The organism is Streptomyces sp. CC208A (assembly GCF_030010625.1).
Classification (GTDB): domain Bacteria; phylum Actinomycetota; class Actinomycetes; order Streptomycetales; family Streptomycetaceae; genus Streptomyces.
Genome location: NZ_JASCXN010000025.1, coordinates 1 through 21,303 on the forward strand (window position 1 = coordinate 1; position 21,303 = coordinate 21,303).

The 21,303-nt window shown below is 73.5% G+C and carries 22 protein-coding genes; 7 read left to right on the top strand and 15 right to left on the bottom strand.

The features are described from left to right. The first annotated feature begins 89 nt into the window (after positions 1-89). Positions 90-452, top strand: a complete 363-nt coding sequence (locus QK442_RS24445) for a metalloregulator ArsR/SmtB family transcription factor (protein WP_282696193.1) — start codon at positions 90-92, stop codon at positions 450-452. Here the strand turns inward: QK442_RS24445 and QK442_RS24450 are convergent. Continuing rightward, entirely contained in the window at positions 431-655 is a 225-nt protein-coding gene (locus tag QK442_RS24450) for a hypothetical protein (protein ID WP_282696194.1), read from the bottom strand. The genes QK442_RS24445 and QK442_RS24450 overlap by 22 nt on opposite strands. Before the next feature lie 454 nt (positions 656-1,109). On the opposite strand from QK442_RS24450, the gene QK442_RS24455 reads away from it, so the two are divergent. Together QK442_RS24455 and QK442_RS24460 are read left to right on the top strand one after the other, a co-directional pair. Further along, complete coding sequence (locus QK442_RS24455; protein ID WP_282696195.1) at positions 1,110-1,961, top strand: universal stress protein; 852 nt, start codon at positions 1,110-1,112, stop codon at positions 1,959-1,961. A gap of 79 nt (positions 1,962-2,040) precedes the next feature. Then, positions 2,041-3,342: a hemolysin family protein gene (locus QK442_RS24460; protein ID WP_282696196.1), complete on the top strand. Its 1,302-nt coding sequence runs from the start codon at positions 2,041-2,043 to the stop codon at positions 3,340-3,342. A gap of 81 nt (positions 3,343-3,423) precedes the next feature. On the opposite strand, the gene QK442_RS24465 is transcribed toward QK442_RS24460, so the two are convergent. The 10 genes from QK442_RS24465 to QK442_RS24510 all read right to left on the bottom strand — a co-directional run bounded on the left by QK442_RS24465 (position 3,424) and on the right by QK442_RS24510 (position 13,654). After that, positions 3,424-4,443 carry a hemolysin family protein gene (locus QK442_RS24465; protein ID WP_282696197.1) on the bottom strand — a complete coding sequence of 340 codons (1,020 nt, stop codon included), beginning with the start codon at positions 4,441-4,443 and terminating at the stop codon, positions 3,424-3,426. Further along, positions 4,440-5,759 (bottom strand): hemolysin family protein, encoded by a 1,320-nt coding sequence (locus tag QK442_RS24470; protein ID WP_282696198.1) that lies wholly within the window; start codon positions 5,757-5,759, stop codon positions 4,440-4,442. The genes QK442_RS24465 and QK442_RS24470 overlap by 4 nt, the downstream gene beginning before the upstream one ends. Before the next feature lie 145 nt (positions 5,760-5,904). Next, complete coding sequence (locus tag QK442_RS24475) at positions 5,905-6,921, bottom strand: hemolysin family protein (protein WP_282696199.1); 1,017 nt, start codon at positions 6,919-6,921, stop codon at positions 5,905-5,907. Continuing rightward, positions 6,918-8,255 (bottom strand): hemolysin family protein, encoded by a 1,338-nt coding sequence (locus QK442_RS24480; protein WP_282696200.1) that lies wholly within the window; start codon positions 8,253-8,255, stop codon positions 6,918-6,920. Before QK442_RS24480 ends, QK442_RS24475 begins: the two co-directional genes overlap by 4 nt. Before the next feature lie 154 nt (positions 8,256-8,409). Continuing rightward, positions 8,410-8,718: a hypothetical protein gene (locus tag QK442_RS24485; RefSeq protein WP_282696201.1), complete on the bottom strand. Its 309-nt coding sequence runs from the start codon at positions 8,716-8,718 to the stop codon at positions 8,410-8,412. Positions 8,719-8,825: 107 nt separating this feature from the next. Continuing rightward, the gene (locus QK442_RS24490) at positions 8,826-9,521 is read right to left on the bottom strand and encodes an ester cyclase (protein ID WP_282696307.1); all 696 of its coding nucleotides are present in this window, start codon (positions 9,519-9,521) and stop codon (positions 8,826-8,828) included. 91 nt (positions 9,522-9,612) lie between these two features. Further along, positions 9,613-10,776 (bottom strand): hypothetical protein, encoded by a 1,164-nt coding sequence (locus QK442_RS24495; protein WP_282696202.1) that lies wholly within the window; start codon positions 10,774-10,776, stop codon positions 9,613-9,615. Further along, positions 10,773-12,005: a hypothetical protein gene (locus tag QK442_RS24500; RefSeq protein ID WP_282696203.1), complete on the bottom strand. Its 1,233-nt coding sequence runs from the start codon at positions 12,003-12,005 to the stop codon at positions 10,773-10,775. Before QK442_RS24500 ends, QK442_RS24495 begins: the two co-directional genes overlap by 4 nt. 87 nt (positions 12,006-12,092) lie before the next feature. Next, a complete protein-coding gene (locus QK442_RS24505) occupies positions 12,093-13,181 on the bottom strand; it encodes an ABC transporter substrate-binding protein (RefSeq protein WP_282696204.1) in 1,089 nt (362 codons plus the stop codon). A gap of 89 nt (positions 13,182-13,270) precedes the next feature. Then, positions 13,271-13,654, bottom strand: coding sequence for a metalloregulator ArsR/SmtB family transcription factor (locus QK442_RS24510; RefSeq protein ID WP_282696205.1), 384 nt, complete (start codon positions 13,652-13,654; stop codon positions 13,271-13,273). 92 nt (positions 13,655-13,746) lie between these two features. Here QK442_RS24510 and QK442_RS24515 point away from each other — a divergent pair, with 92 nt between their 5' ends. Then, positions 13,747-15,705 (top strand): heavy metal translocating P-type ATPase, encoded by a 1,959-nt coding sequence (locus QK442_RS24515; protein ID WP_282696206.1) that lies wholly within the window; start codon positions 13,747-13,749, stop codon positions 15,703-15,705. Here QK442_RS24515 and QK442_RS24520 read toward each other — a convergent pair. Then, a complete protein-coding gene (locus QK442_RS24520) occupies positions 15,650-16,405 on the bottom strand; it encodes a TetR/AcrR family transcriptional regulator (RefSeq protein ID WP_282696207.1) in 756 nt (251 codons plus the stop codon). The two genes, QK442_RS24515 and QK442_RS24520, sit on opposite strands and share 56 nt — an antisense overlap. A gap of 128 nt (positions 16,406-16,533) precedes the next feature. Between QK442_RS24520 and QK442_RS24525 the strand changes: the two genes are divergently transcribed. The 3 genes from QK442_RS24525 (at position 16,534) to pucL (ending at position 20,137) form a co-directional block, all read left to right on the top strand. Further along, positions 16,534-17,748 carry a saccharopine dehydrogenase C-terminal domain-containing protein gene (locus QK442_RS24525; protein WP_282696208.1) on the top strand — a complete coding sequence of 405 codons (1,215 nt, stop codon included), beginning with the start codon at positions 16,534-16,536 and terminating at the stop codon, positions 17,746-17,748. Positions 17,749-17,815: 67 nt separating this feature from the next. Continuing rightward, entirely contained in the window at positions 17,816-18,991 is a 1,176-nt protein-coding gene (locus QK442_RS24530) for a winged helix DNA-binding domain-containing protein (RefSeq protein WP_282696209.1), read from the top strand. Between the two features lie 225 nt (positions 18,992-19,216). Further along, positions 19,217-20,137 (top strand): factor-independent urate hydroxylase, encoded by a 921-nt coding sequence (gene pucL / locus QK442_RS24535; protein ID WP_282696210.1) that lies wholly within the window; start codon positions 19,217-19,219, stop codon positions 20,135-20,137. Positions 20,138-20,150: 13 nt separating this feature from the next. Here the strand turns inward: pucL and crcB (QK442_RS24540) are convergent, their stop codons facing one another. Genes crcB (QK442_RS24540) through crcB (QK442_RS24550) form a run of 3 tightly spaced genes read right to left on the bottom strand, consistent with a single transcriptional unit; the run spans position 20,151 to position 21,300 of the window. Next, positions 20,151-20,504, bottom strand: a complete 354-nt coding sequence (gene crcB / locus QK442_RS24540; RefSeq protein WP_282696211.1) for a fluoride efflux transporter CrcB — start codon at positions 20,502-20,504, stop codon at positions 20,151-20,153. Continuing rightward, positions 20,501-20,890: a DUF190 domain-containing protein gene (locus QK442_RS24545; protein WP_282696212.1), complete on the bottom strand. Its 390-nt coding sequence runs from the start codon at positions 20,888-20,890 to the stop codon at positions 20,501-20,503. Before QK442_RS24545 ends, crcB (QK442_RS24540) begins: the two co-directional genes overlap by 4 nt. Further along, positions 20,887-21,300 (bottom strand): fluoride efflux transporter CrcB, encoded by a 414-nt coding sequence (crcB, locus tag QK442_RS24550; RefSeq protein WP_282696213.1) that lies wholly within the window; start codon positions 21,298-21,300, stop codon positions 20,887-20,889. The genes QK442_RS24545 and crcB (QK442_RS24550) overlap by 4 nt, the downstream gene beginning before the upstream one ends. Positions 21,301-21,303 lie beyond the last annotated feature (3 nt).

The following is a 21,303-nucleotide window of genomic DNA, read 5'->3' on the forward strand; positions in this document are numbered from 1 at the left end:
GCGGCGGCCGACTCGGCGCCGCTCGACGCACGTCGGGCCCGCCCTGCCTCACGTCAGGCCGCGACACCGGGCGAAGGGGATACGAGCAGGTGAACGCGACAGGAACCGAGGTCCGCACAGGCGGCCATGGCGACATGACCGCCGAAGGCGCGGACACCGCCGTCAGGGTTTTCGCCGCGCTCGCCTCCCCCGTCCGCCTGCGCATCCTTCACGTCCTCGCGCAGGGCCCGAGCGACGTGACGCGCCTCGTGGAGCAGGTCGGCGGCGCCCCGTCCACGATCAGCCAGCACCTCCTCACCCTCCGGCGGGCCGGGCTCGTCGACTTCCGCAGGGACGGACGGCGGCAGGTGTACTTCACCGAGAACCCGCAGGCCGTCGCCGACGTCCGGCGGGCGGCCGAGCGGCTCGCAGGGCGAGAGGGGGCCGCCGGTCAGGGGGCGGCCGGATCGTAGCCGTACCGGAGTCCCCCGGGCGAGCGACTGTCGCGGCGGTAGACGTAGACGGCCGCCGCCCGCATGCCGTCCTCGGTCTCCTCCACCTCGCAGGGATACGTCACCTGCACGAGGCCGGGCCGACCCCGGAGCCGCACGCGCACCCCGTCGGCCGGCCCTCCGGAAAGCAGGGCCGATTCCCAGTCCGGCGTGTCGTCCGCCATGTGCGGTCACCTCGGATTCGCGAGTGAGTCGGACAGGGACAGGAGGGGAACGACGGCGTCCGGCGCCCTTTCGAAGTGAGGGCGCCGGACGCGGAGGTGCGGCTACTCGGCGGCGTTCGGGGCGGCGAGCGCCTGGGCCCGGCGCACGTACTTCGGCTCCGACAGGCCCTTGTCCGCCCACGCCGGGTCGAGCACCTTGCCGGGATCGATCGAAGCCATGTCCAACCCTCCGGGGACGAGGAGACGCGACCACCACACCTTCTACAATGATGTAGAAAATACGAGCCCCGTCTTCCCCTCAAGGGCCTGATCGAGTCTTCGCCAAGAACGGCTGAAAGTGCCGCCTTGCGCGGTCCGCTCCCCTCGCGGCGGCGCGGACGAGCGGCGAGGCTGAGGAGAGAGCACGGAACCCCCGGCAGGGCGTCGCACCGCCATCCGGCGAAGGAGGGCGACGGTGGAAGACCTGGTCACGGTGGGAGTCGACGGCTCCCCCTCGGCCCTTGCCGCCGTGGAGGCGGCCGCCCAGGAGGCGGCGCTGCGCGGCGCGGGGCTGCGGATCGTCCACGCCTTCGTCTGGCCTGGCCTGCACGTACCCCCCGGTTCCACTCTGGGGCCTGCGCACGGCCCGCTGCGGGAGCGTGCGGAAGCCCTGGTGACACGGGCCGTCGAACGGGCCCGGAGTGCTGCTCCACAGGTGGAGGTGGAATCGGCGATCGTCGCCGGCGAGACGGCGACGGTCCTGATCGCGCGGTCGGAGGCGGCCCGCCTGCTCGTCGTCGGCGCCCCCGACACGGAGGGAGCCACCGACCCGGCGGTTTCGTCGATGACCGAGCACCTGACCGGTCATGCACGGTGCCCGGTGATGGTCGTACGTGGCAGAGCCTCCCTCGCGGGCCCGGTCGTCCTGGGCGTGGACCTGTCGACGGCCGGACGCGCCGCCGCCGGCTTCGCTCTCCTCGAAGCATCGTTGCGGCACCAGAACCTGGTGGCCCTCCACGTCCGGGAGGAGGGCATCCCGCCGGACCCCCAAGGGCATGAGCACTCGGCCCCGGCGCAGCGGGCGGTGCGGGCCGTGCTGTCCGAGCACCTCGGAAGACACCCGGAAGTCGCCGTGGAGGTACGCGTGGTCTCCGGGGACGCCCGCAGCACGCTGGTCACGGCGAGCCACGACGCGGGACTGCTCGTGACGGGCACCCGAGGGCACGGCGGTCTCCTGGGGATGCTCCTGGGCTCCGTCAGCCGGTCCGTCCTCCGCCACGCCCGCTGTCCCGTCGCCGTGGTCCGTCCCGACGGCGACGGGCCATGACCGCCACGGCATCCGGCGGGACGCCCGCCGGACGGCCTCGACCGCGGTACGACGGTTCGCCGGCGGGAGGCGACACGCCGTGAACGGCCTGGTGTCCGACCTGCTCCTGATCGCGGCGCTGATCGTCCTCAACGCGCTGTTCGCCGGCAGCGAGATCGCGCTGATCTCCCTGCGGGACAGCCAGCTGCGGCGGCTGCGGCGGAGGGGCGGTCGCGCGGCCGCCCGGCTGGCGCGGCTCGTCGCGGATCCGAACCGCTACCTCGCCACGATCCAGATCGGCATCACCCTGGCCGGGTTCCTCGCGTCCGCCACGGCGGCGGTCTCCCTGGCCGAGCCGCTGGTGCCCCTCCTCTCGTTCGCGGGAGGCATGGCGGAACCGCTCGCCGTGGGCTTGGTGACGGTCGCCCTCACCTTCGTCACGCTCGTCGTCGGCGAGCTGGCGCCCAAGCGGCTGGGCATGCAGTTCGCGGAACGGTGGTCCCTGCTGGCCGCCCGTCCCCTGGGCGTTCTCGCCACGGTCTGCCGTCCGGCCGTATGGGCCCTCGGGCGTACCACCAACCTCGTGGTCCGCGTACTGGGCGGCGATCCCGGCGCGGGGAAACAGCCGCCCAGCCCCGACGAGCTGCGGGACATGGTGATCAGCCATCGCGGTCTCACTCCTGACCAGCGTGTCATCGTCGCGAGGGCTCTGGAGATCCACGAGCGTCCCCTCCGTGCCGCGCTCGTGCCCCGGCGCTCCGTCTTCACCCTGTCCGCCGCCACCCCGGTCGGCCAGGCCCGTGGCGAACTGGCCGCCTCCGGACACTCCAGGGCTCCCGTACTCGGTCCTGGCCACTTCGACGACATCACGGGGGTCGTACACCTGCGTGACCTGACGACCGGCGACGACTCGGCCCTGGTCGGGGACCTCACCCGCCGGGCGACCGTGTTCCCCGAGACCATGAAGATCTCCGACGCCCTCCTGCGGTTCAGGTCCGATCACCAGCAGTTCGCCCTCGTGACCGACGAGCACGGTTCGGTCGAGGGCATCGTCACCATCGAGGACCTGCTGGAGGAGATCGTCGGAGAGATCTACGACGAGACCGACCGGCACCTCGTGGAGGTCGAGCGGAGTTCCGACGGATCTCTCCTCGTCCCGGGCGACTTCCCCGTCGCCGACCTGGGGGATCTGGGGGTCGATCTCGGCGAGGCGGGCGGCGCCCGCTACACCACCGTGGCCGGTCTCGTGCTCGACGCACTCGGCCGCCTGCCCGGTGGGAAGGGGGCCCGGTGCCGAGTGGGTGACTGGGACATCGAGGTGGTCGGAATCGAGCAGCACGCCATCACCGCCGTACGTCTGCGCCGACGCGGGGACGACAGCGCCGGCCCGCCGGCCGACTGATCGGCCGAACGTGAGACACGGGATGGCGCGGACACACCCGGGGTGTGTCCGCGCCATCCGCAGGGTGGTCCGGACGGGCCGTCAGACCGTCTGCGGCCCCATGATCCGGACCAGGAGGTCGTCCAGGCTGACCAGGCCGGTGAGCTGTCCCTCGCCGTCGCGGACGAGGGCGAGGGAGGCGCGGCGCCGGCGGAGGTGCTCGATGGCGTCGGAGACCGTGTCGGTGCCGACCAGTTCCGGCACGGGGCGGGCGAGGGCGGCGGCGGTCAGCTCCCTGCCGCGGGTGCGGGCGACGAGGACGTCGCGGGCGTGCACCGAGCCGAGGACGCGGTCGCCGTCCCGGACGAGGAGGCGGGAGCGGTCGGCCTCGGACGCCTGGGCGAGGACGGCGTCGAGTCCGGCACCCGCCTCGACGGCGACGATGTCGGCGGCCGGGGTCTGGAGTTCGGCGACCGGGGTCTGCGGCTCGGTGAGGGAGCGGGTGATGAGCTGCGAGTCGGTCCTGTTGATCAGGCCGAGCCGCTCGGACTCCTCCACCAGGTGGGTGAGCTGCTCGCGGTTGTGGACGGCGGCCAGTTCGTCGCGGGGCTGGACGCGGCACATCCGTACGAGCGCGTTGCTGACCTTGTTGAGCAGCCAGATCAGCGGGCGCACGGCCTTGACCAGGGCCCGGAACGGCGGGGTGAGCAGCATGGCGGAGCGTTCGGGGTGGGCGATGGCCCAGGACTTGGGCGCCATCTCGCCGAGGACCATGTGGAGGAAGACCACGACGGTCATGGCGACGGCGAACGCGATGCCGTAGCTGAGCGCTTCCGGCAGCCCCAGCTTGACGAGCAGCGGGTCGAGTTCGTGGGAGATGGCGGGCTTGGAGATGGCGCCGAGACCGAGGGTGCACAGGGTGATGCCGAGCTGGGCGCCGGCGAGCATCAGGGACAGTTCGCGCATGCCGGCGAGGGCGGCCCTGGCGCCGCGCTGCCCGTCGGCGACGGCCTTCTCGACGCGGTGGCGCTTGGCGGCGACGAGCGCGAATTCGGCGGCGACGAAGAAACCGCTGCCGATGAGGAGCAGGACGGTGATGAACAGGGCCATGGGGAAGCTCATGCCTGGGCCTCCTCGGCGGTGGCGGTCTGGACATGCTCGATGCGGACGCGCCCGGGGACGTGCCGGTCGAGGCTGAGGACGTCGATGCGGATGCCGTCGACGGTGAGGCCGTCCCCGATGGTCGGGAAGCGGCCGAGGCGGTCGATGATCAGGCCGGCGACGGTGTCGTAGTCGTCGTCCTCGGGCAGGGCGATGCCGGTGGCGTCCTCGATCTCGTCGAGGCGGCGGCCCGCGTCGACGCGCCAGCCGTTCCCGTCCGGGACGGCGAGCGCGACGACGGTGTCGCTCTCGTCGGCGATGTCGCCGACCAGCTCCTCGGCGATGTCCTCGTAGGTGACGACGCCGGCGACGCCGCCGTGCTCGTCCAGGACGACGGCGAACTCGTCGTCCGCCTCCCGCATCCGCGCCACCGCCTGCGGCAGCGGCAGCGTGTCGGGCAGCAGCAGCGGCGCCCGGTCGGCCTCGCCGGCCGTCAAGGTGTCGAACCGGTCGGCGGGCAGCCGGGCGAGGTCGCGCACGCCGAGGACGCCGGCGACGTCGTCCGGGTGGTCGCCGAGGACGGGGTAGTTGGAGTGGCCGTGCTTCGCGATGAGCTCGACGGCCTCGGTGAGCGTGGCGTCCTTGCGGACGAAGACGGCGTCGGCGCGCGGCACCATCACCTCGTCCAGGGTCCGCTCGGAGAACTCCAGCGCGTGGTCGAGGAGCTCGGCGGTGTCGGCCGGCAGCTGCCCCTGCTCGTGCGACTCGCCGATGAGGTGGCTGAGCTCCTCCAGGGTGGCGCCGTGGTGCAGCTCCTCGACCGGCTCGATGCCGACCTTGCGCAGCAGCTTGTTCGCGGCCCCGTCGAAGACGCGGACGACCGGCCCGACGATCTTCAGGTAGACGAGGGTGGAGGAGGCGAGGGACTTGGCCAGCCGTTCGGGGACGGCGAGCGCCAGGTTCTTCGGTGCGAGCTCGCCCACCACCATCTGGAGGACGGTGGCGATCACGAAGGCGAGGACGACGGAGATCGCCGACACCGCCCCGTCCGACAGGCCCGTCCCGTCCAGCGCGGGCCTGAGCAGGGCGGAGACGGACGGCTCGGCGAGGAAACCGACGACGAGGCCGGTGACGGTGATGCCGAGCTGGGCGCCGGACAGCATGAAGGAGAGGCGTTCGAGGACCTTCAGCGCGCGGGCCGCGCGCTTGTCGCCGGCCTCCGCCTCACGGGCGAGGGCGATCCGGTCGGCGGCGACGTACGAGAACTCCTGGGCCACGAAGTAGCCGGTGCCGGCGGTCAGGACGAGGACGGCCAGCAGGCCGAGAGCGGCGTTCATCGGCGGCCGCACCCCTTCGAGCAGGCGGGATGCGTCGTTCTGGCGGACAAGCGGGGGCTCCTTCGTGGGGCGGGCGATGGTGGGTGGCGAGGGGTACGCGACGGACGGCGTGGGCTCGTCGACTCGGGCCGGGAGTCGGTGGGGGTCACACGGTGGCGGGCCCCACGAGCTCCTCCAGGACGTCTTCCATCGTCACGTAGCCGAGGACGGTGCCGGACTCGCCGGTGACGGCGGCCAGGTGGCTTCCGGCGGCGCGCAGGGCGGTGAGGGTGTCGTCGAGCGGGGTGTCGATCCGTACCCGGGTGACGGCGTGGAGAGCGGTCCGCGGGAAGGGCTGGTCGCGGTCCGCGACGCCCAGGGTGTCCTTGATGTGTATGTAGCCGAGGACGGCGCCGGCGGGGCCGGTGACCGGGAAGCGGGAGTAGCCGGCGCGGGCGGCCGTCCGCTCCAGCTCGGCAGGGGTGATCCGGTGGTCCACGGTGACCATCCGCACGGCGGGGACGAGGATCTCGCCGACCGGGCGGGTGCCGAGTTCCAGGGCGTCGCGCAGCCGCTCGCCGTCGGCGGGCGAGAGCAGGCCGGCGGCGCTGGTGTCCTGGACCATGCGGGCGAGTTGGTCGTCGGTGTAGACGGCGGCGACCTCGTCCTTCGGTTCGACCCGCAGCAGGCGGAGCAGCGCGTTGGCGAAGGCGTTGATGCCGAAGACGACCGGCTTGAGGGCGCGGGTGAGGGCGACGAGCGGAGGTCCGAGGAACAGCGCGGTCTTCACCGGGGCGGCGAGTGCGATGTTCTTGGGGACCATCTCGCCGATCAGCATGTGCGCGTACGTCGCCAGGGTCAGGGCGATGACGAAGGCGATCGGGTGCACGAGGCCGTGCGGCACGTGGGCCGCCTCGAAGGCGGGCTCCAGGAGATGGGCGATGGCGGGCTCGGCGACCGCGCCGAGGACCAGCGAGGACACGGTGATGCCGAGCTGCGCGGTGGCCAGGAGTGCGGAGATGTGCTCCAGGCCCCACAGGGTCATGCGGGCACGCCGGTCGCCGTCGCGGGCGAGCGGCTCGATCTGGCTGCGGCGGACGGAGATCATCGAGAACTCGCCGCCGACGAAGAAGGCGTTCGTCAGGAGGGTGAGGAAGCCGATGGTGAGCTGGAGCGCGGTCATCGGGCCGCTCCGGCGTTCTCGGGCCGCACGGCGCGGACGGGCTCGGTGAGGTGGACGCGGTCCGCGCGGTGGTGGTCGACGTCGAGGACGTCGAGGCGCCAGCCGTCGAGCAGGACGGCGTCGCCCTGGGCGGGGATGCGGCCGAGGCGGGTGGCGATGAGGCCGGCGACCGTCTCGTACGGTCCTTCCGGCGCGCGCAGCCCTATCCGGGCCAGCTGGTCGATGCGTACCCCGCCGTCCGCCTCCCAGGTGGCCCGGCCGTCGTCGGTGGGCGGCGCGGGCAGCAGGTCGGGGACCTCGACCGGGTCGTGCTCGTCGCGGACCTCGCCCACGACCTCCTCCACGATGTCCTCGACGGTCGCCACGCCGGCCATGCCGCCGTACTCGTCGATCACGACGGCCATGCCCCGGTGGGCCCGCAGGCGCTCCAGGAGCCGGTCGGCGGGCAGCGTCTCGGGGACGAGCAGCGGCGGGGTGGTCAGGGTGGTGACCGGGGTGGCGGCCCGCTCCTCGGGCGGCAGGGCGAGGACGTCGCGGATGTGGACGGTGCCGATGACGTCGTCGTGGTTCAGCCGGTAGACCGGGAAGCGGGACAGCCCGGTGGCGTAGGTGAGGTTGGCGGCGTCGGCGGCCGTGGCCCGCGCCTCCAGGGCGCGGACGTCCACACGCGGTGTCATGACGTTCTCGGCCGTCAGCTCGCTCAGGTGGAGCGTCCGCACGAACAGCTCGGCCGAATCCGCCTCGATGGCCCCCTCCGCCGCACTGTGCCGGACGAGGGAGGCCAGCTCGGCGGGGGTCCGTACGGTGTGCAGCTCCTCGGCCGGCTCCAGGCCGAAGCGGCGCACGAACCGGTTCGCGGTGCCGTTCAGGTGCCGGATGAAGGGGCCGAAGGCGGCGGTGAAGCCCCGCTGCGGCCCGGCGACGACCTTGGCGACGGCCAGCGGCCGGGAGATCGCCCAGTTCTTCGGCACGAGCTCACCGACGACCATGAGGACGACGGTGGAGACCGCGACCCCGAGGACCGTGGCGACGGACGACGCCGCGGTGCCGAGGCCGATCGCCTCCAGCGGGCCGCGCAGCAGCGCGGCCAGGGACGGCTCGGCGAGCATGCCGATCACCAGGGAGGTGACGGTGATGCCGAGCTGGGCACCGGAGAGCTGCACGGTCAGCCGGCGGACGGCGCGCAGCGCGCCCTCGGCACCGCGCTCGCCGGCCTCGGCGGCACGCTCCAGCTCACCGCGCTCGACGGTGGTGAGGGAGAACTCGGCCGCGACGAAGACGGCACACGCGAGGGTGAGGGCGAGCGCGAGCAGGAGAAGAAGCACCTCGGTCACCGTGCCACCCCCGCTCCCCGGCTCGACGCTTCAGGGCAGGCGGTGGCACGGCTCGTACTGGGAGGCTCACCCATTGCGGGTCGCTCACTCCTTCTTCGTCCTGTGAGGGGAGATCCGGGCGGGATCGGGGCCGACGGGGACACGGCCTTCTACATCACTGTAAAGGAAAGGCAATCTCCGATCGAGAGCCCGGCCCTCCGCGCCTCCCGACGCGCACGGCGCCGAACCGCAGGGCGATGACGGCGACCCCGGCGGCGGCCGCCGCGCACAGGGCCGTGAACGAGTCGGGCGCCCAGGTCCACAGCGCCCCATGACCGATGAAGGCGAGGGCCGCCACCAGAGCGGCCGAGGGAGCGGCGCCGGCAAGGCACCACAGGGCGGTGGGGGCGGTGCGGCGGCGCACGCCCCCGCGGCGGAGCAGGCGGTACGCGTGGACGGTCTCCGCGAGGAGGACGAGTGCCATGGCGTGCTCCGGGGCGGCGGGTGGTTCCGGCCGCCCGTCGACGCGCACTCCAGGCGCGCTCCAGGCAGGAGGCAGGCGGCAGGCCCCGCCTCGGTTCAGGTCTCCCGTCAGGTCTCCAGCATGCCGAGTTGCTGCAGCAGGCCGAGATCGTCGAAGTTCCACCAGGTTTCCGCGATCTTGCCGCCCTCGCAGCGGAAGGTCGCGTGCCCGGTTCCCGACACCTCGCGGCCGGTGGCCTCCATCCCCTGGTACGCGGCCACATGGCGCCCCTTGAAGGACAGCCGGGCGCACACCGTGTCGCCCTCGGCCACCATGCCCTCGATGGTGACCCGCGGCTCGAAGGCCTCCATGATCACCCGGTTCTCCGCCTTGGCCTGTTCGAGCCCCATGTCGTACGAGGACAGAGAGGGGTCGTGCTCCCGGTAGTCCGAGGTGCAGAGCGCGTCCGCCGCGTCGACGTTCCCCGCGTTGACCACGTCCTCGAAGAAGCTGCGCACCACGGCCTTGTTCAGCTGCTCGTCGCGCATCACGTCGAGATCGGTGAAGGACGGCTCGCCGTCGCAGAGAGCCACCATCTCCCGGAAGATGCGGTCCGTCTCCGGCAGGTTCGAGTTCTTCATCGCCTCCTCGTACGAGGGGAACTCCACGATCTCCATCACATGGGTGGAGTCGGCGCGGTCTCGCCCCACGATCGAATGGGTGGCCGTCCGCTTGCCCTGGGTCGCCTCGATCCAGGCGTCCATCAGTCCGTTCAACTCATCGGCTCTGCTCGTCTTGCAGTCGATGACCTGCACGAACGTCATCACGACTCCCATCGTCCGACAGAACCCGGCCCCTTCCAGGCTAGGCCCGGACGGCGTCCTGTGCCTGCCGCGGGTTCGGGCTCTTTCCCTGTCACCGGGTGGTGGTCGTCGTGGGGGCGGCCGGGGTGGCGCAGTGGTGGGCGGCGGCGGAGCGGGTGGCGAAGGCTTTCAGGAGGGAGAGGTGGTACGCGCGGTCGGCGGCTGTTCTCCTGGCCTTGTCGGCGTAGGGGGTGAGGGAGAAGAGGGCGGGTTCGTCGGCGCCGGGGCAGGTGGCGGTGGTCCAGTAGCCGCCGTTCCTGAGCACGCCCGCCCGCTGTCCGGAGGCGATCGGGTCGGGGTCTCCCGAGCCCTCGGCGTAGGCGTGGCGGGCGCTCTCCGCGTACGGGCCGTACCGCGCGGTGAGGCGGTGGGTCGTGTGGCCTTCGGCGCTGCCGAGCACGCACTCTTCGAGGGGGGCGGTGGTGCGTTCGCTCTCCCAGGCCCTTGCCGCGGTCTTCGGGTGGGCGGGGAGGCCGGCGCAGGTCCCCTTGGCGGAGGCGGGGGCCACGTACTCGTCCTTGTTCACCGGCAGGGGTGCGGTGGTCAGGGGCTCGCCCAGGTCGGCCCCGCAGTTCCAGTGGCGGGAGGCGTTGGCGGCCGTCTCGGTGGCGAGGCGGGCGAAGGCGGTGCGGCGGTCGGGGTTGTCGAGGGGGGCGGCGGTCAGGTAGCCGTCCACGTCGGCCGAGACGGTGACGAGGAGGTCGGCGCGGCCCGGTGCGCAGTCGAGCAGGACGGCGGTGGTCGCCTCTGCCTCGCCGCGGGAGTCGCCCACGCCGAGCACGCCGTTCCAGCCCTGTCCCAGAGGGGCGGGCGGCAGGTCGGACCGTACCGTGGGGTAGAGGCCCTCGTACCGCCGGTTCTCGGGGCCGAGGGTCGGTACGCCGTTGATGGTGACCGTCACCGATCCGGCGTCGGTGTGCTTGCCGGCGTCCTTCTCGGTGTCCCGGCTGATGCCGCACTCGACCCGGAGCGAGGTCGAGGGGGCGTCGAGACGTTCCCCCCGGGCGTCGTCCCGTGCCTTCAGGTGGCGGTCGCCGAGGAGGGAACGGAGCCGGTCGGCGGGGAGCACGCCGTCACACGCGTTCGTGAGCAGCCGGCCGGTCGACCAGCGGTCGTATCCGCCGCCGAACCAGAAGAAGCCGCCCGCGAGCAGCACCAGCGCGCCCAGCCCCGCCCCGGCCCTCGTCGCGTTCCGCTTCGTCGTGTCGTGCTTCATCGGAGCCACTGCTCCACCTCGCCCAGGATCTCGGTGTCATGGCAGTGGGCGCGCTGCGGCCAGGCGTCCGGCGCCGCCAGGTAGCGGTCGAGCGCGGTGCGCGCGTCCGTGGAGAACCTCGTGCGCAGGGGTCCTTCCACGAGGGCTTCCTTCTCGTCCTCGGAGCCGAGGGCCGGGGTGAGGGTGATCCGGTGGTAGCTCGGGCCTCCGTCGCACACCGACTCCGCCCACAGGGACAGCCGGGGGGAGGGCCCCACGTCCTTGACGGCCGTGCTCTCGGGCGACCCCGCGCGTCGTCCGGGGGCGGTTCCGGCGCGGGTGTGGCGCTCGTACGCGCCGCGGGCGGACTCGCCCGCCCAGCTCTCCGCCGTCACCCCGACGATGGGAGCGCCGGGAGGGGAGCCGTATCCGGTGATGTGGCCGGCGCAGGAGCCGACTCGCCGGTCGTACGTGCCGTCCCCGGCGAACTCCCACTCCTCCTCGGCGAATCCCAGCTCCTCCGGGTCCATCCACGCGCAGAGCTCCGTCGGCGTGGCGCCTTCGACCTGGTGGGGCGAGGCGTCGGTACGGATCGGCTCGCGGCCGCAGTTCTGGTGCCCGGCGACCCAGTTGGCGACGGTCACCGCGGTGCGGGCCGCGGTCAGACGGTCGGCGGCGGTGACGTCGTACTCGCTGTCCGCCTTCGACGGCAGTTCCACCGAGACGGCGAACCTCCCGGAAGGACGGCTCCGGCCGCGCAGTCCGCGCGGGCACTCCACCTGCAACGAGGCGCTGACCTCACTGCCGTTGAGCCGGTCGTCGGCGCCGGTGCCGCCCCTCGTACCGGGCGGGAGGGGTATCGGGAAGTCGCCGACGGAGCGGTCGCCGGCGTCGATCTCCGCGACCTGGGTCGCGATCAGCGCCTCCGCCCGTACCCGGATCAGGGTCTCGGGCTCCCAACGGCCCTTGTTCCAGGAGAGCGTGCAGTCCAGCAGCGCCCGGCTCTCCTGGTCCGGGGCGAGCATCGTGCCGTACTCCTCGAAGACTCCTGCGCCGTTCCCCGGCACGAAGTCCCGCAGCTGCTCATGGGGCAGCAACCCCGCGCAGGCGCTTGCCAGTCGGTCCAGTTCGGCCGCGCGCTGCCGCGTCCGGTCCACCGAGAACCACACCGCGACTCCGGCGACCACGGCCGCGAGTGTGCCGCCGACCGTCGCGTAGAGGAGCCATCGGCGTCCCCGTATGCCGCGCATGCGTGCCCTTTCCCCGCTGATCCGGTCGAGGACGCTATCAGGGGGTGTTCGGCGGGTGATCGCCCGGGGCCCCGGGGCCGGGGGGCCTCAGACGGCGGCGTGGAGGGTACGGAAGCGGGTGGGGGCGGCCGGGTCGCGGTCGGCGACCTGGACCGGGGGTCGGGCCCACTGGTGGACGGGGCTGCCCTCGGGGCGGGTGAAGCGGATCTTGCCCCGGGTGCCTTCGACGATCACGTCGGGCCAGGAGGCGGCGAGCGCCTCGCGGTCCGTGCCGTGGGTGCGGAGGGCCTCGGCGAGGACGGTGATCGTGTCGTGGCCCTCGAAGGCCACGAAGGAGGGGTCCGCGCCCAGCTGAACGCGGAGGTCCCGCTCGACGCGGGCGCCGAGGGGGCTCGGCCGGTCGGGGAGGTAGCGGAGGAAGGGGATCCCGGCGCCGTCGCCGCCCAGAAGGGCCTCCCACTCGGCGAACTCCGGCTGCCCGGCCGGTGCGCCGATCAGGAGCCCGGCGAGGCGGGGGTCCCGGCGGACGGCCCTGACGAGCGGGACCGCCGGGTCCGGGAAGCCGGTCAGGAGGAGGAGCGCGGTCGGAACCTGCTCCACCAGTGCGTCGCAGGCCTCCCCCGGCGCGAGACCGCGTGCGGGGAGTTCGGTGACGGTGCCGCCGCGGGGGGCGAGGTGGTCGCGGAGGATGCGGATGCCGGCCGTCCAGTACGCGCTCGGCTCGGTGGCCACCGCGAGGTGGTGGTGGCCCCCGGCGAGGAGGAAGTCCGCGTAGACGCGCCAGCCGTGGGACTGGGCCGGGGCCAGGCGCGCCACCCCTTCCGCGGGCCGCTCGGTGAGCGCGTCGAGGACCGCCGACGAGCAGAGGTACGGCAGGCCGAGGGCGTCGGCCCTGACGGCCGCGGCACGGGCGGCGACGCTGTGGTACTCGCCGGCCAGGGCGGCCACGCCCAGGCGGTCCAGTTCGTCCACGGCCTCCTCGGCGCGGCGCGGGTCGGCGGCCGTGTCCCTGACCAGCAGGTCGAGCGGCCGTCCGTCGATCCCGCCGGTGTCGTTGACCTCCCCGACGGCCAGTTCGAGGCCGGCGAGCAGCTGCCGGCCCGCCTCCGTCCAGCCGGGGCGGGTCAGGGGGGCGAGGGCGCCGATCCGGACGGGGGTTGCGGGTCGCGTACGCATGGGTGGGGGCTCCCGGGGTGGTGCACGCGGTCGGCGCCATGCGCCCGAACCGCTCGATCTCCACCCATTCTTGGGCCCCCGTCCTCCCGTCAGGAGAAGCGGCGCGCCGGGGCCTCGGGAAGGGCGTCGCGGACGCCGAGGCGGAGGTGTTCCACGTGGTACAGCGCCTGGTCGAGGAGTTCGGCGACGTGGTTGTCGTACAGGGCGTAGACGATCGAGCGGCCGTGGCGCTCGCCGGTGACCAGGCCGAGGTTGCGCAGCAGGCGCAACTGGTGGGAGCAGGCGGAGGGTTCCATGCCGACGGCCTCGGCGAGGTCGCCGACCGAGCAGGGGCCTTCCTGGAGCCTGGCGAGGATGTACAGGCGGGAGGGGGTGGCGAGGGCCTGGAGGGTGGCGGCGACGTCGGCGGTGCCGACGGCGTCGAGTCGCTCGCGGGGGGTGGCGCCGGTGGTGGCGTCGGTTCCGTGGCCCATGCGCCCATCATACGGATGACATATGAAGACCTCTTCAGGTGTTCCAGTATGGTGGACGGGTCGATGCCCGCCCCGCGAAGGGTCGCTCCGCCATGCCCGCTTCCCTGGACCACCCGGCCCAGCTCCTCACCCCCACACCCACCCCGCCGCCCCCGCGCCGCACCCGCGCCCTCGCGCTGCCGGAGGTCCGCTGGGCGCTCGCGTCGCTCGGGCTCTTCCTCCTCGCCCTCGTCCCGTACCTGGCCGGCGGCCCCGCCTGGCTGTGGGGGACGCTCTTCGCCGCCGCCTACGCCACCGGCGGCTGGGAGCCGGGGTGGGAGGGGCTGAAGGCGCTCCGGGAGCGGACGCTCGACGTGGACCTGCTGATGGTGGTCGCCGCACTCGGCGCCGCCGCGATCGGGCAGGTTCTCGACGGGGCGCTGCTCATCGTCATCTTCGCGACCTCCGGCGCCCTGGAGGCGGTCGCGACCGCGCGGACCGCGGACTCGGTGCGCGGGCTGCTCGACCTCGCGCCCGCCACCGCGACCCGGCTGCTCGCCGACGGCTCCGAGGAGACCGTCGACGCGGGGCTGCTCGCGGTCGGGGACACCGTCCTGGTGCGGCCCGGGGAGCGGATCGGCGCGGACGGGCGGGTCGTCGGCGGGGCGAGCGAGGTCGACCAGGCCACCATCACCGGCGAGCCGCTGCCGGTGGTCAAGGAGGCGGGCGACGAGGTGTTCGCGGGGACCGTCAACGGCACCGGCGTCCTGCGCGTACGGGTCGGGCGCGACGCGGCGGACTCGGTGATCGCCCGGATCGTGCGGATGGTCGAGGAGGCCTCGCGGACCAAGGCGCCCACCCAGCTCTTCATCGAGAAGGTCGAGCAGCGGTACTCGGTCTCCATGGTCCTCGCGACCCTCGCCGTCTTCGCCGTGCCCCTCGCCTTCGGCGACGACCTGACGTCCGCGCTGCTGCGGGCGATGACCTTCATGATCGTCGCCTCGCCGTGCGCGGTGGTCCTCTCCACCATGCCGCCGCTGCTGTCCGCCATCGCCAACGCCGGCCGGCACGGCGTCCTCGCCAAGTCCGCCGTCGTCATGGAGCGCCTGGGGCAGGTCGACGCCGTCGCCCTCGACAAGACCGGCACCCTCACCGAGGGCACCCCGTACCTCACCGAGGTCCGCCCGCTGCCCGGCAGCGGTCTCGACGCCGACGCCCTCCTCCGGCTCGCCGCCTCGGCCGAGCACCCCAGCGAGCACCCGCTGGCCCGCGCCGTCGTCGGTGCCGCCCGGGAGCGCGGCCTCGGCCTGGCCGCCGTCGAGGACTTCGGCGCGGCGCCCGGCCGGGGCGTCACCGCCACCGTCGACGGCCGGCGGATCGAGGTCGGCGCCCCCTCCCGTCTGCTGTCCGACGGCGGGCACGCGCGCGTGGTGCGGGAGTTGGAGGAGGCGGGGAGGACCGCGGTGGCGGTGGTCCGCGACGGGGAGCCCGTGGGCGTCCTCGGCGTCGCCGACCGGCTCCGCCCCGACGCCGCCGCGACCGTGGCCACCCTGACCCGGCTGACCGGCCGCGCCCCGACCCTGCTGACCGGCGACAACGAACGGGCCGCGCGGCACGTGGCCGAGCGGGTCGGCATCACCGACGTACGCGCCGGACTGCTGCCCGAGGAGAAAGTGGCCGCCGTACGCGCGTGGGAGGCGGAGGGGCGCCGGGTGCTCGTGGTCGGCGACGGCGTCAACGACGCGCCGGCGCTGGCCGCCGCCCACTGCGGGGTGGCGATGGGCCGGGCCGGTTCCGACCTCGCCCTGGAGAGCGCCGACGCCGTCGTCGTACGCGACGAACTGGCCGCCGTCCCCGCGGTCGTCGCCCTCTCCCGTACCGCGCACCGGCTGGTCGTCCAGAACCTGGTGATCGCGGGCGCGTTCATCACCGTCCTCGTCGCCTGGGACCTGCTCGGCACCCTCCCCCTCCCCCTCGGCGTCGCCGGTCACGAGGGCTCCACCGTCCTCGTCGGCCTCAACGGCCTGCGTCTCCTCCGCTCGGCGGCCTGGCCCCGCCCCGACGGGCACTGAGCGAGGCCAGCGTCCCCGCCGCGCTCTCCAGGAGCATGTCCAGGGCCGTCGGATAGGCGCTGCCCTTCATGCGGGCGACCAGGCGGGGGGCGGTGGCCGCGATGTGGGGGTGGGTGGCGGCGGGGAGGCGGGCGTACGTGGCCTGCCAGACGGCCTCGTCGGCGGCGCGCGCGGTGTGCGGGAGGGCGAGCGCCGCCGCGTCGAGGGCGGCGAAGGCGAGGGCCTGGTCGATGAAGGCGTGGTAGACGCGGACCGCCTCGGCGTCGGGGAGGCCCGCGGTGCGCAGGACGCCGAGGATCGCCTCGTCGGCGGCGATCTCGTGGGACCGGCCGCTGACCCGGCTGGCGGTGAGGATCGCCGCCTGCGGGTGCGCCAGGTAGGCGGAGTGGATGCGCAGGCCGAGCTCGCGCAGGTCGGCCCGCCAGTCGCCGGTGGGCGTCCAGCCGCGCAGGGCACGGCCGATGAGCTCGTCGCCGACGGCGAGGAGCAGGGCGTCGGTGTTGCGGAAGTAGCGGTAGAGGGCGCTGGGGTCGGCGCCGAGGGCCGCGCCGAGCCGGCGCACGGTCAGTCCGTCCCTGCCGTGCTCCTGGAGCATGCGCAGGGCGGTCTCGATGTAGAGCCGCTCCGAGAGCACGACCCCTCCCGCCTTGGCAGGCTTTCTACGGCGACGCTCCGCCTCCGGCACCACTTCCTTAGCCATGACCCACCTCTTTCCCCCTCCTTCCAAGGTTATGCCAACACCGTTGACCCTCGCCCGGATGGACGGCTTTCATGAGCGCACTCCCGGGGCCCATCACGTTCGTGCTGATGAAAGCTGGTTTATCGGTTATGCGCATTCTGCTCGTCGGGGCCGGTGGCGTGGGGACCGCCGTCACCCGGATCGCCGCCCGCCGCTCCTTCTTCGACCGCATGGTGGTGGCCGACTACGACCTGTCCCGGGCCGAGGCGGCCGTCGCCGCGCTCGGCGAGACCGCCGGCGGCCGCTTCGCCGCCGCCCGGATCGACGCCTCCGACCAGGAGGCGGTCACCGCCCTCCTGGAGCGCGAGCGCTGCGACGTGCTCCTCAACGCGACCGACCCCCGCTTCGTCCTCCCGCTCTTCGAGGCGGCGCTGGCCGCCGGGGCGCACTACCTCGACATGGCGATGTCGCTGTCCCGGCCGCACCCGGAGCGCCCGTACGAGGAGTGCGGGGTGAAGCTCGGCGACGCCCAGTTCGAGCGGGCCCCGGAGTGGGAGAAGGCGGGGCGGCTCGCGCTCGTCGGCCTCGGCGTGGAGCCGGGCCTGTCGGACGTCTTCGCCCGTTACGCCGCCGAGGAACTCTTCGACACCATCGAGGAGATCGGGGTCCGCGACGGCGCGAACCTCACCGTCGACGGCTACGACTTCGCGCCCTCGTTCTCCATCTGGACGACGATCGAGGAGTGCCTGAACCCGCCGGTGGTCTGGGAGGCGGACCGCGGCTGGTTCACCACGCCGCCGTTCAGCGAACCGGAGGTCTTCGACTTCCCCGAGGGCATCGGCCCGGTGGAGTGCGTCAACGTGGAGCACGAGGAGGTGCTGCTGATCCCCCGCTGGGTGGACGCCCGCCGGGTCACCTTCAAGTACGGCCTCGGCGAGGAGTTCATCCGGACGCTGAAGGAGCTGCACCGCGTGGGGCTCGACCGTACGGAGCCGGTGACGCTCCCGGACGGGACGCGGGTCTCCCCGCGCGACGTGGTCGCCGCCTCCCTGCCCGACCCGGCCACGCTCGGCGACCGGATGCGCGGCAAGACCTGTGCGGGCACCTGGGTGAAGGGCCTCAAGGACGGGGCACCGCGCGAGGTGTACCTGTACCACGTGGTCGACAACGAGTGGTCGATGCGCGAGTACGGCTCCCAGGCCGTGGTCTGGCAGACCGCCGTCAACCCGGTCGTCGCCCTCGAACTGCTCGCCACCGGCGTCTGGTCCGGCTCGGGCGTCCTCGGCGCCGAGGCCCTCGACCCGCGCCCCTTCCTGGACCTGCTCACCGCGTACGGGTCCCCCTGGGGTCTGCGCGAGCAGTAGGGGCCGTTCGCTCCGGCGGGGCTGTCCGTGCCTCGCGTTGTCAGTGCCCCGCGCCACAATCGGAACCATGACCGCGACCAGCCGATCCTCCGTCCTCACGCCCCGTGCGCTCAACCGGGCCACGCTCGCCCGGCAGTTGCTGCTCGCGCGGGAGCCGGTCTCCGTGGAGGAGGCGGTCCGGCGGGTGGTGGCGCTCCAGGCGCAGCTGCCCGGCTCGCCGTACGTGGCGCTGTGGAACAGGGTCGCGGGCTTCGACCCGGCCGGGCTCGACGCCGCCGTCGGCGGGTTCCGGCTGGTCCGCTCGACCCTGATGCGGATCACCCTGCACCTGGTGCGGGCCGAGGACTACCGGCCGTTCCGGGAGGCGGTGGAGCCGACGCTGCGCGGGAGCCGGCTGCGGGACCGGAGGTTCACGGAGACCGGGATCACGCCGGACGACGCCGACGCGCTCCTTCCGGAGCTCCTGGCGTACGCGGACCGGCCCCGTACCGGCGAGGAACTGCGCGCGCGTGCCGAGGAGTTGTGGGGCGGAGGGGACCTCACACCGGCGGCGGGCCGGATGCTGCGGCAGTACGCGCCGCTGTGGCACCTGCCGAGCGGTCCGCCGTGGCAGTACGGTACCTCCCCGGCCTTCGTCGCGTCCGGCCCCGAGCCGGTGGCGACGGACCCGGAGGCGGCGGCCGAGGGCCTGGAGACGCTGGCCCGCCGCTATCTGGCGGGCTTCGGGCCCGCGTCGGCGGCGGACCTGGCCCAGTTCGGCCTGGTGCAGCGCGGCCGGGCCCGGGCGGCCCTTGACGCGCTGGTCCGCGCGGGTGCGGCGGAGGTGCTCGCGGGGCCGGACGGGGCGGTGCTGTACGACCTGCCGGGGGCGGTCCGCCCGGACAGCGAAGCCCCGGCCCCGCCGCGCCTGATGGCGATGTGGGACAGCACCCTCCTCGCGTACGCGGACCGGAGCCGGATCGTCCCCGCCGCGTACCGCAAGCACGTCATACGGATCAACGGCGACGTGCTGCCGACGCTCCTGGTCGACGGGTACGTGGCCGGGGCCTGGCGGCCGGTCGAGGGCGGGATCGAGGCGGCGGTCTTCCACCCGCTGACGGCCGGCGACTGGGACGGGCTCGCGGCCGAGGCGGCCTCCCTGGGAAGGCTGCTCGCCGACCGCGACCCGCGGGTGTACCGGCGGCACGACCACTGGTGGACGAAGGGCCTGCCGGCGGTCGAGACCCGGCTGCTGCCCTGCTGAGCCCGCCCTGCGGCCCGTACCCCTTGGGGCTCGGGGGAGGCTTGCCAGCCACCTGGAAGCCACCTATCTTCGAGCCACACCTACGGACCGGGATGCTCGTCAGTCCCGGGGCGGTCCGCCTCTCACGGGCCGGACGGCGGGGAGCGCACCACCGCGGGACGCGGTCGCGCTGGACGCCGGGCGTACGGGATATCCGTATCCACGTACCCGCAGGAGCTGAGCTGCATGAGCAAGCACGTCCTGGCCCAGAACCAGTACGGCAAGGCCGAGAACCGCATCGTCAGGATCGCCCGCAAGGGCGGCGAGGACGGCGCCTGGCACGAGATCCGCGACCTGAACGTGTCGGTGGCGCTGCGCGGCGAGTACCGCGACGTCCACCTGACCGGCGACAACGCCAACTGCCTGCCGACCGACACCACCAAGAACACCGTCTACGCCTTCGCCAAGGAGCACGGCATCGCCTCCCCCGAGGCGTTCGCGATCCTCCTCGCCAAGCACTTCGTGAACTCCCGGTCGGTGATCCGCGAGGCGCAGATCCGCGTCGAGGAGTTCGCCTGGGAGCGGATCCCGGTCCCGACCCGCAAGGAGCAGCACTCCTTCGTCCGCAAGGGCCAGGAGGTGCGCACCGCGCAGGTCACCTACAGCGAGACCACCGGCCTCCAGGTGCTGTCCGGCCTGAAGGAGCTGACGGTGATGAACTCGACCGACTCCGAGTTCCACGGCTTCATCAAGGACGAGTACACGACGCTCCAGGAGGCGTACGACCGGATCCTGGCCACCAAGGTCACCGCCCGCTGGGCGAACTCGGCCCCGGCGGCGGCGGACCCGGAGCACGACTGGGACCGCTCGTACCAGAAGGTCCGCCGCCACATGCTTGAGGCGTTCGCGGAGACGTACAGCTACTCGCTCCAGCAGACCCTGCACGCGATGGCCTGCCGGGTGCTCGACCACGTGCCGACGGTCAACGAGGTGCGGCTCAACCTGCCGAACAAGCACCACTTCCTGGTGGACCTGGAGCCCTTCGGCCTGAAGAACGACAACGAGGTGTACTACGCGGCGGACCGCATGTACGGCCTCATCGAGGGCACCGTGCACCGCGACGGCGTCCAGCCGGTGATCGCCACCAGCGACTGGATCACCGCCTGACGGCGGCCCGGTCTCACAGCAGCCCGGCCGCCTCGGTTCCCAGCCATACGGCTCCGAGCCCGGCGGTCAGGCTGCCCGCCACGTTCAGGGCCGCGTAGCCCTTCGCGCCGCCCTCGTACAGCTTCAGCGTCTCGTACGAGAAGGTCGAGTACGTGGTGAGGGCACCGCACAGGCCGGTGCCGAGCAGCAGCTGGGCCTGCGCCGAGGTGACGCCGGTGAGCAGGCCGAGCACGAACGAGCCCGCCACGTTGACGGTGAAGGTCCCCCAGGGGAAGACCGAGTCGTGGCGGGCCTGCACGGCCCGGTCGGTGAGGTAGCGGAGGGGCGCGCCCACGGCGGCGCCGAGGACGACGAACAGCCAGTTCACTCCGGCGACTCCCCTGACGCGTCGTCGTGGTCACGGCCCGGCAGGCGGACCGCCTCGCAGGCGTCGAGGAGGACCAGACCGTCCGTCACCAGGGTCTCCAGCTCCGGCAGGAAGGCGCGGACGCGCTCCTCCTCGTCCACGATCAGGATCGCGACCGGCAGGTCCTCGCTGAGCGAGAGGAGCCGGGCGGTGTGGATGCGGGAGGAGCCGCCGAAGCCCTCGACGCCCCGGAAGACGGAGGCGCCGGCGAGACCGGCGGCGTGGGCGCGGTGCACGATCTCGGTGAAGAGCGGGCGGTGGTGCCGGGTGTCGTTCTCGCCGACGACGATCGTCAGGCGCAGCGCCGCCCGACCGGTGGGCCGCGCCGGTTCCTGTCGCCGTGTCATGCCGTCTCCCTCCGTACCCACACGGCCCGGCCCGCCGCGACGCCCGCGACGACGGCGGCGAGCGCGGTGAGCAGGGTCCCGCCCAGGTAGAGGACGCCTGCGACGGTGCTGTCCGCGCCGAGGAGGCGCCGGGTGTCGAGGGCGTACGTCGAGAAGGTGGTGAAGCCGCCGCAGAACCCGGTGCCGAGGAAGGGCCGCAGGAGCGGGTGCGGGGCGGTGGGGGCCTCGGTGGCGAGGACCATGAGCAGCCCGAGCAGGGCGCAGCCGACCGCGTTGACCGCGAAGACCGCCCAGGGGAAGGCGCCGGGCGCGGCCGGCCAGAGGAGGGCCGCCGCGTAGCGGGCGGACGCGCCGAGCACACCGCCGGCGGCGACCACCGCGACGACCGGCGCCTGCTCCCGCATTCCCATACC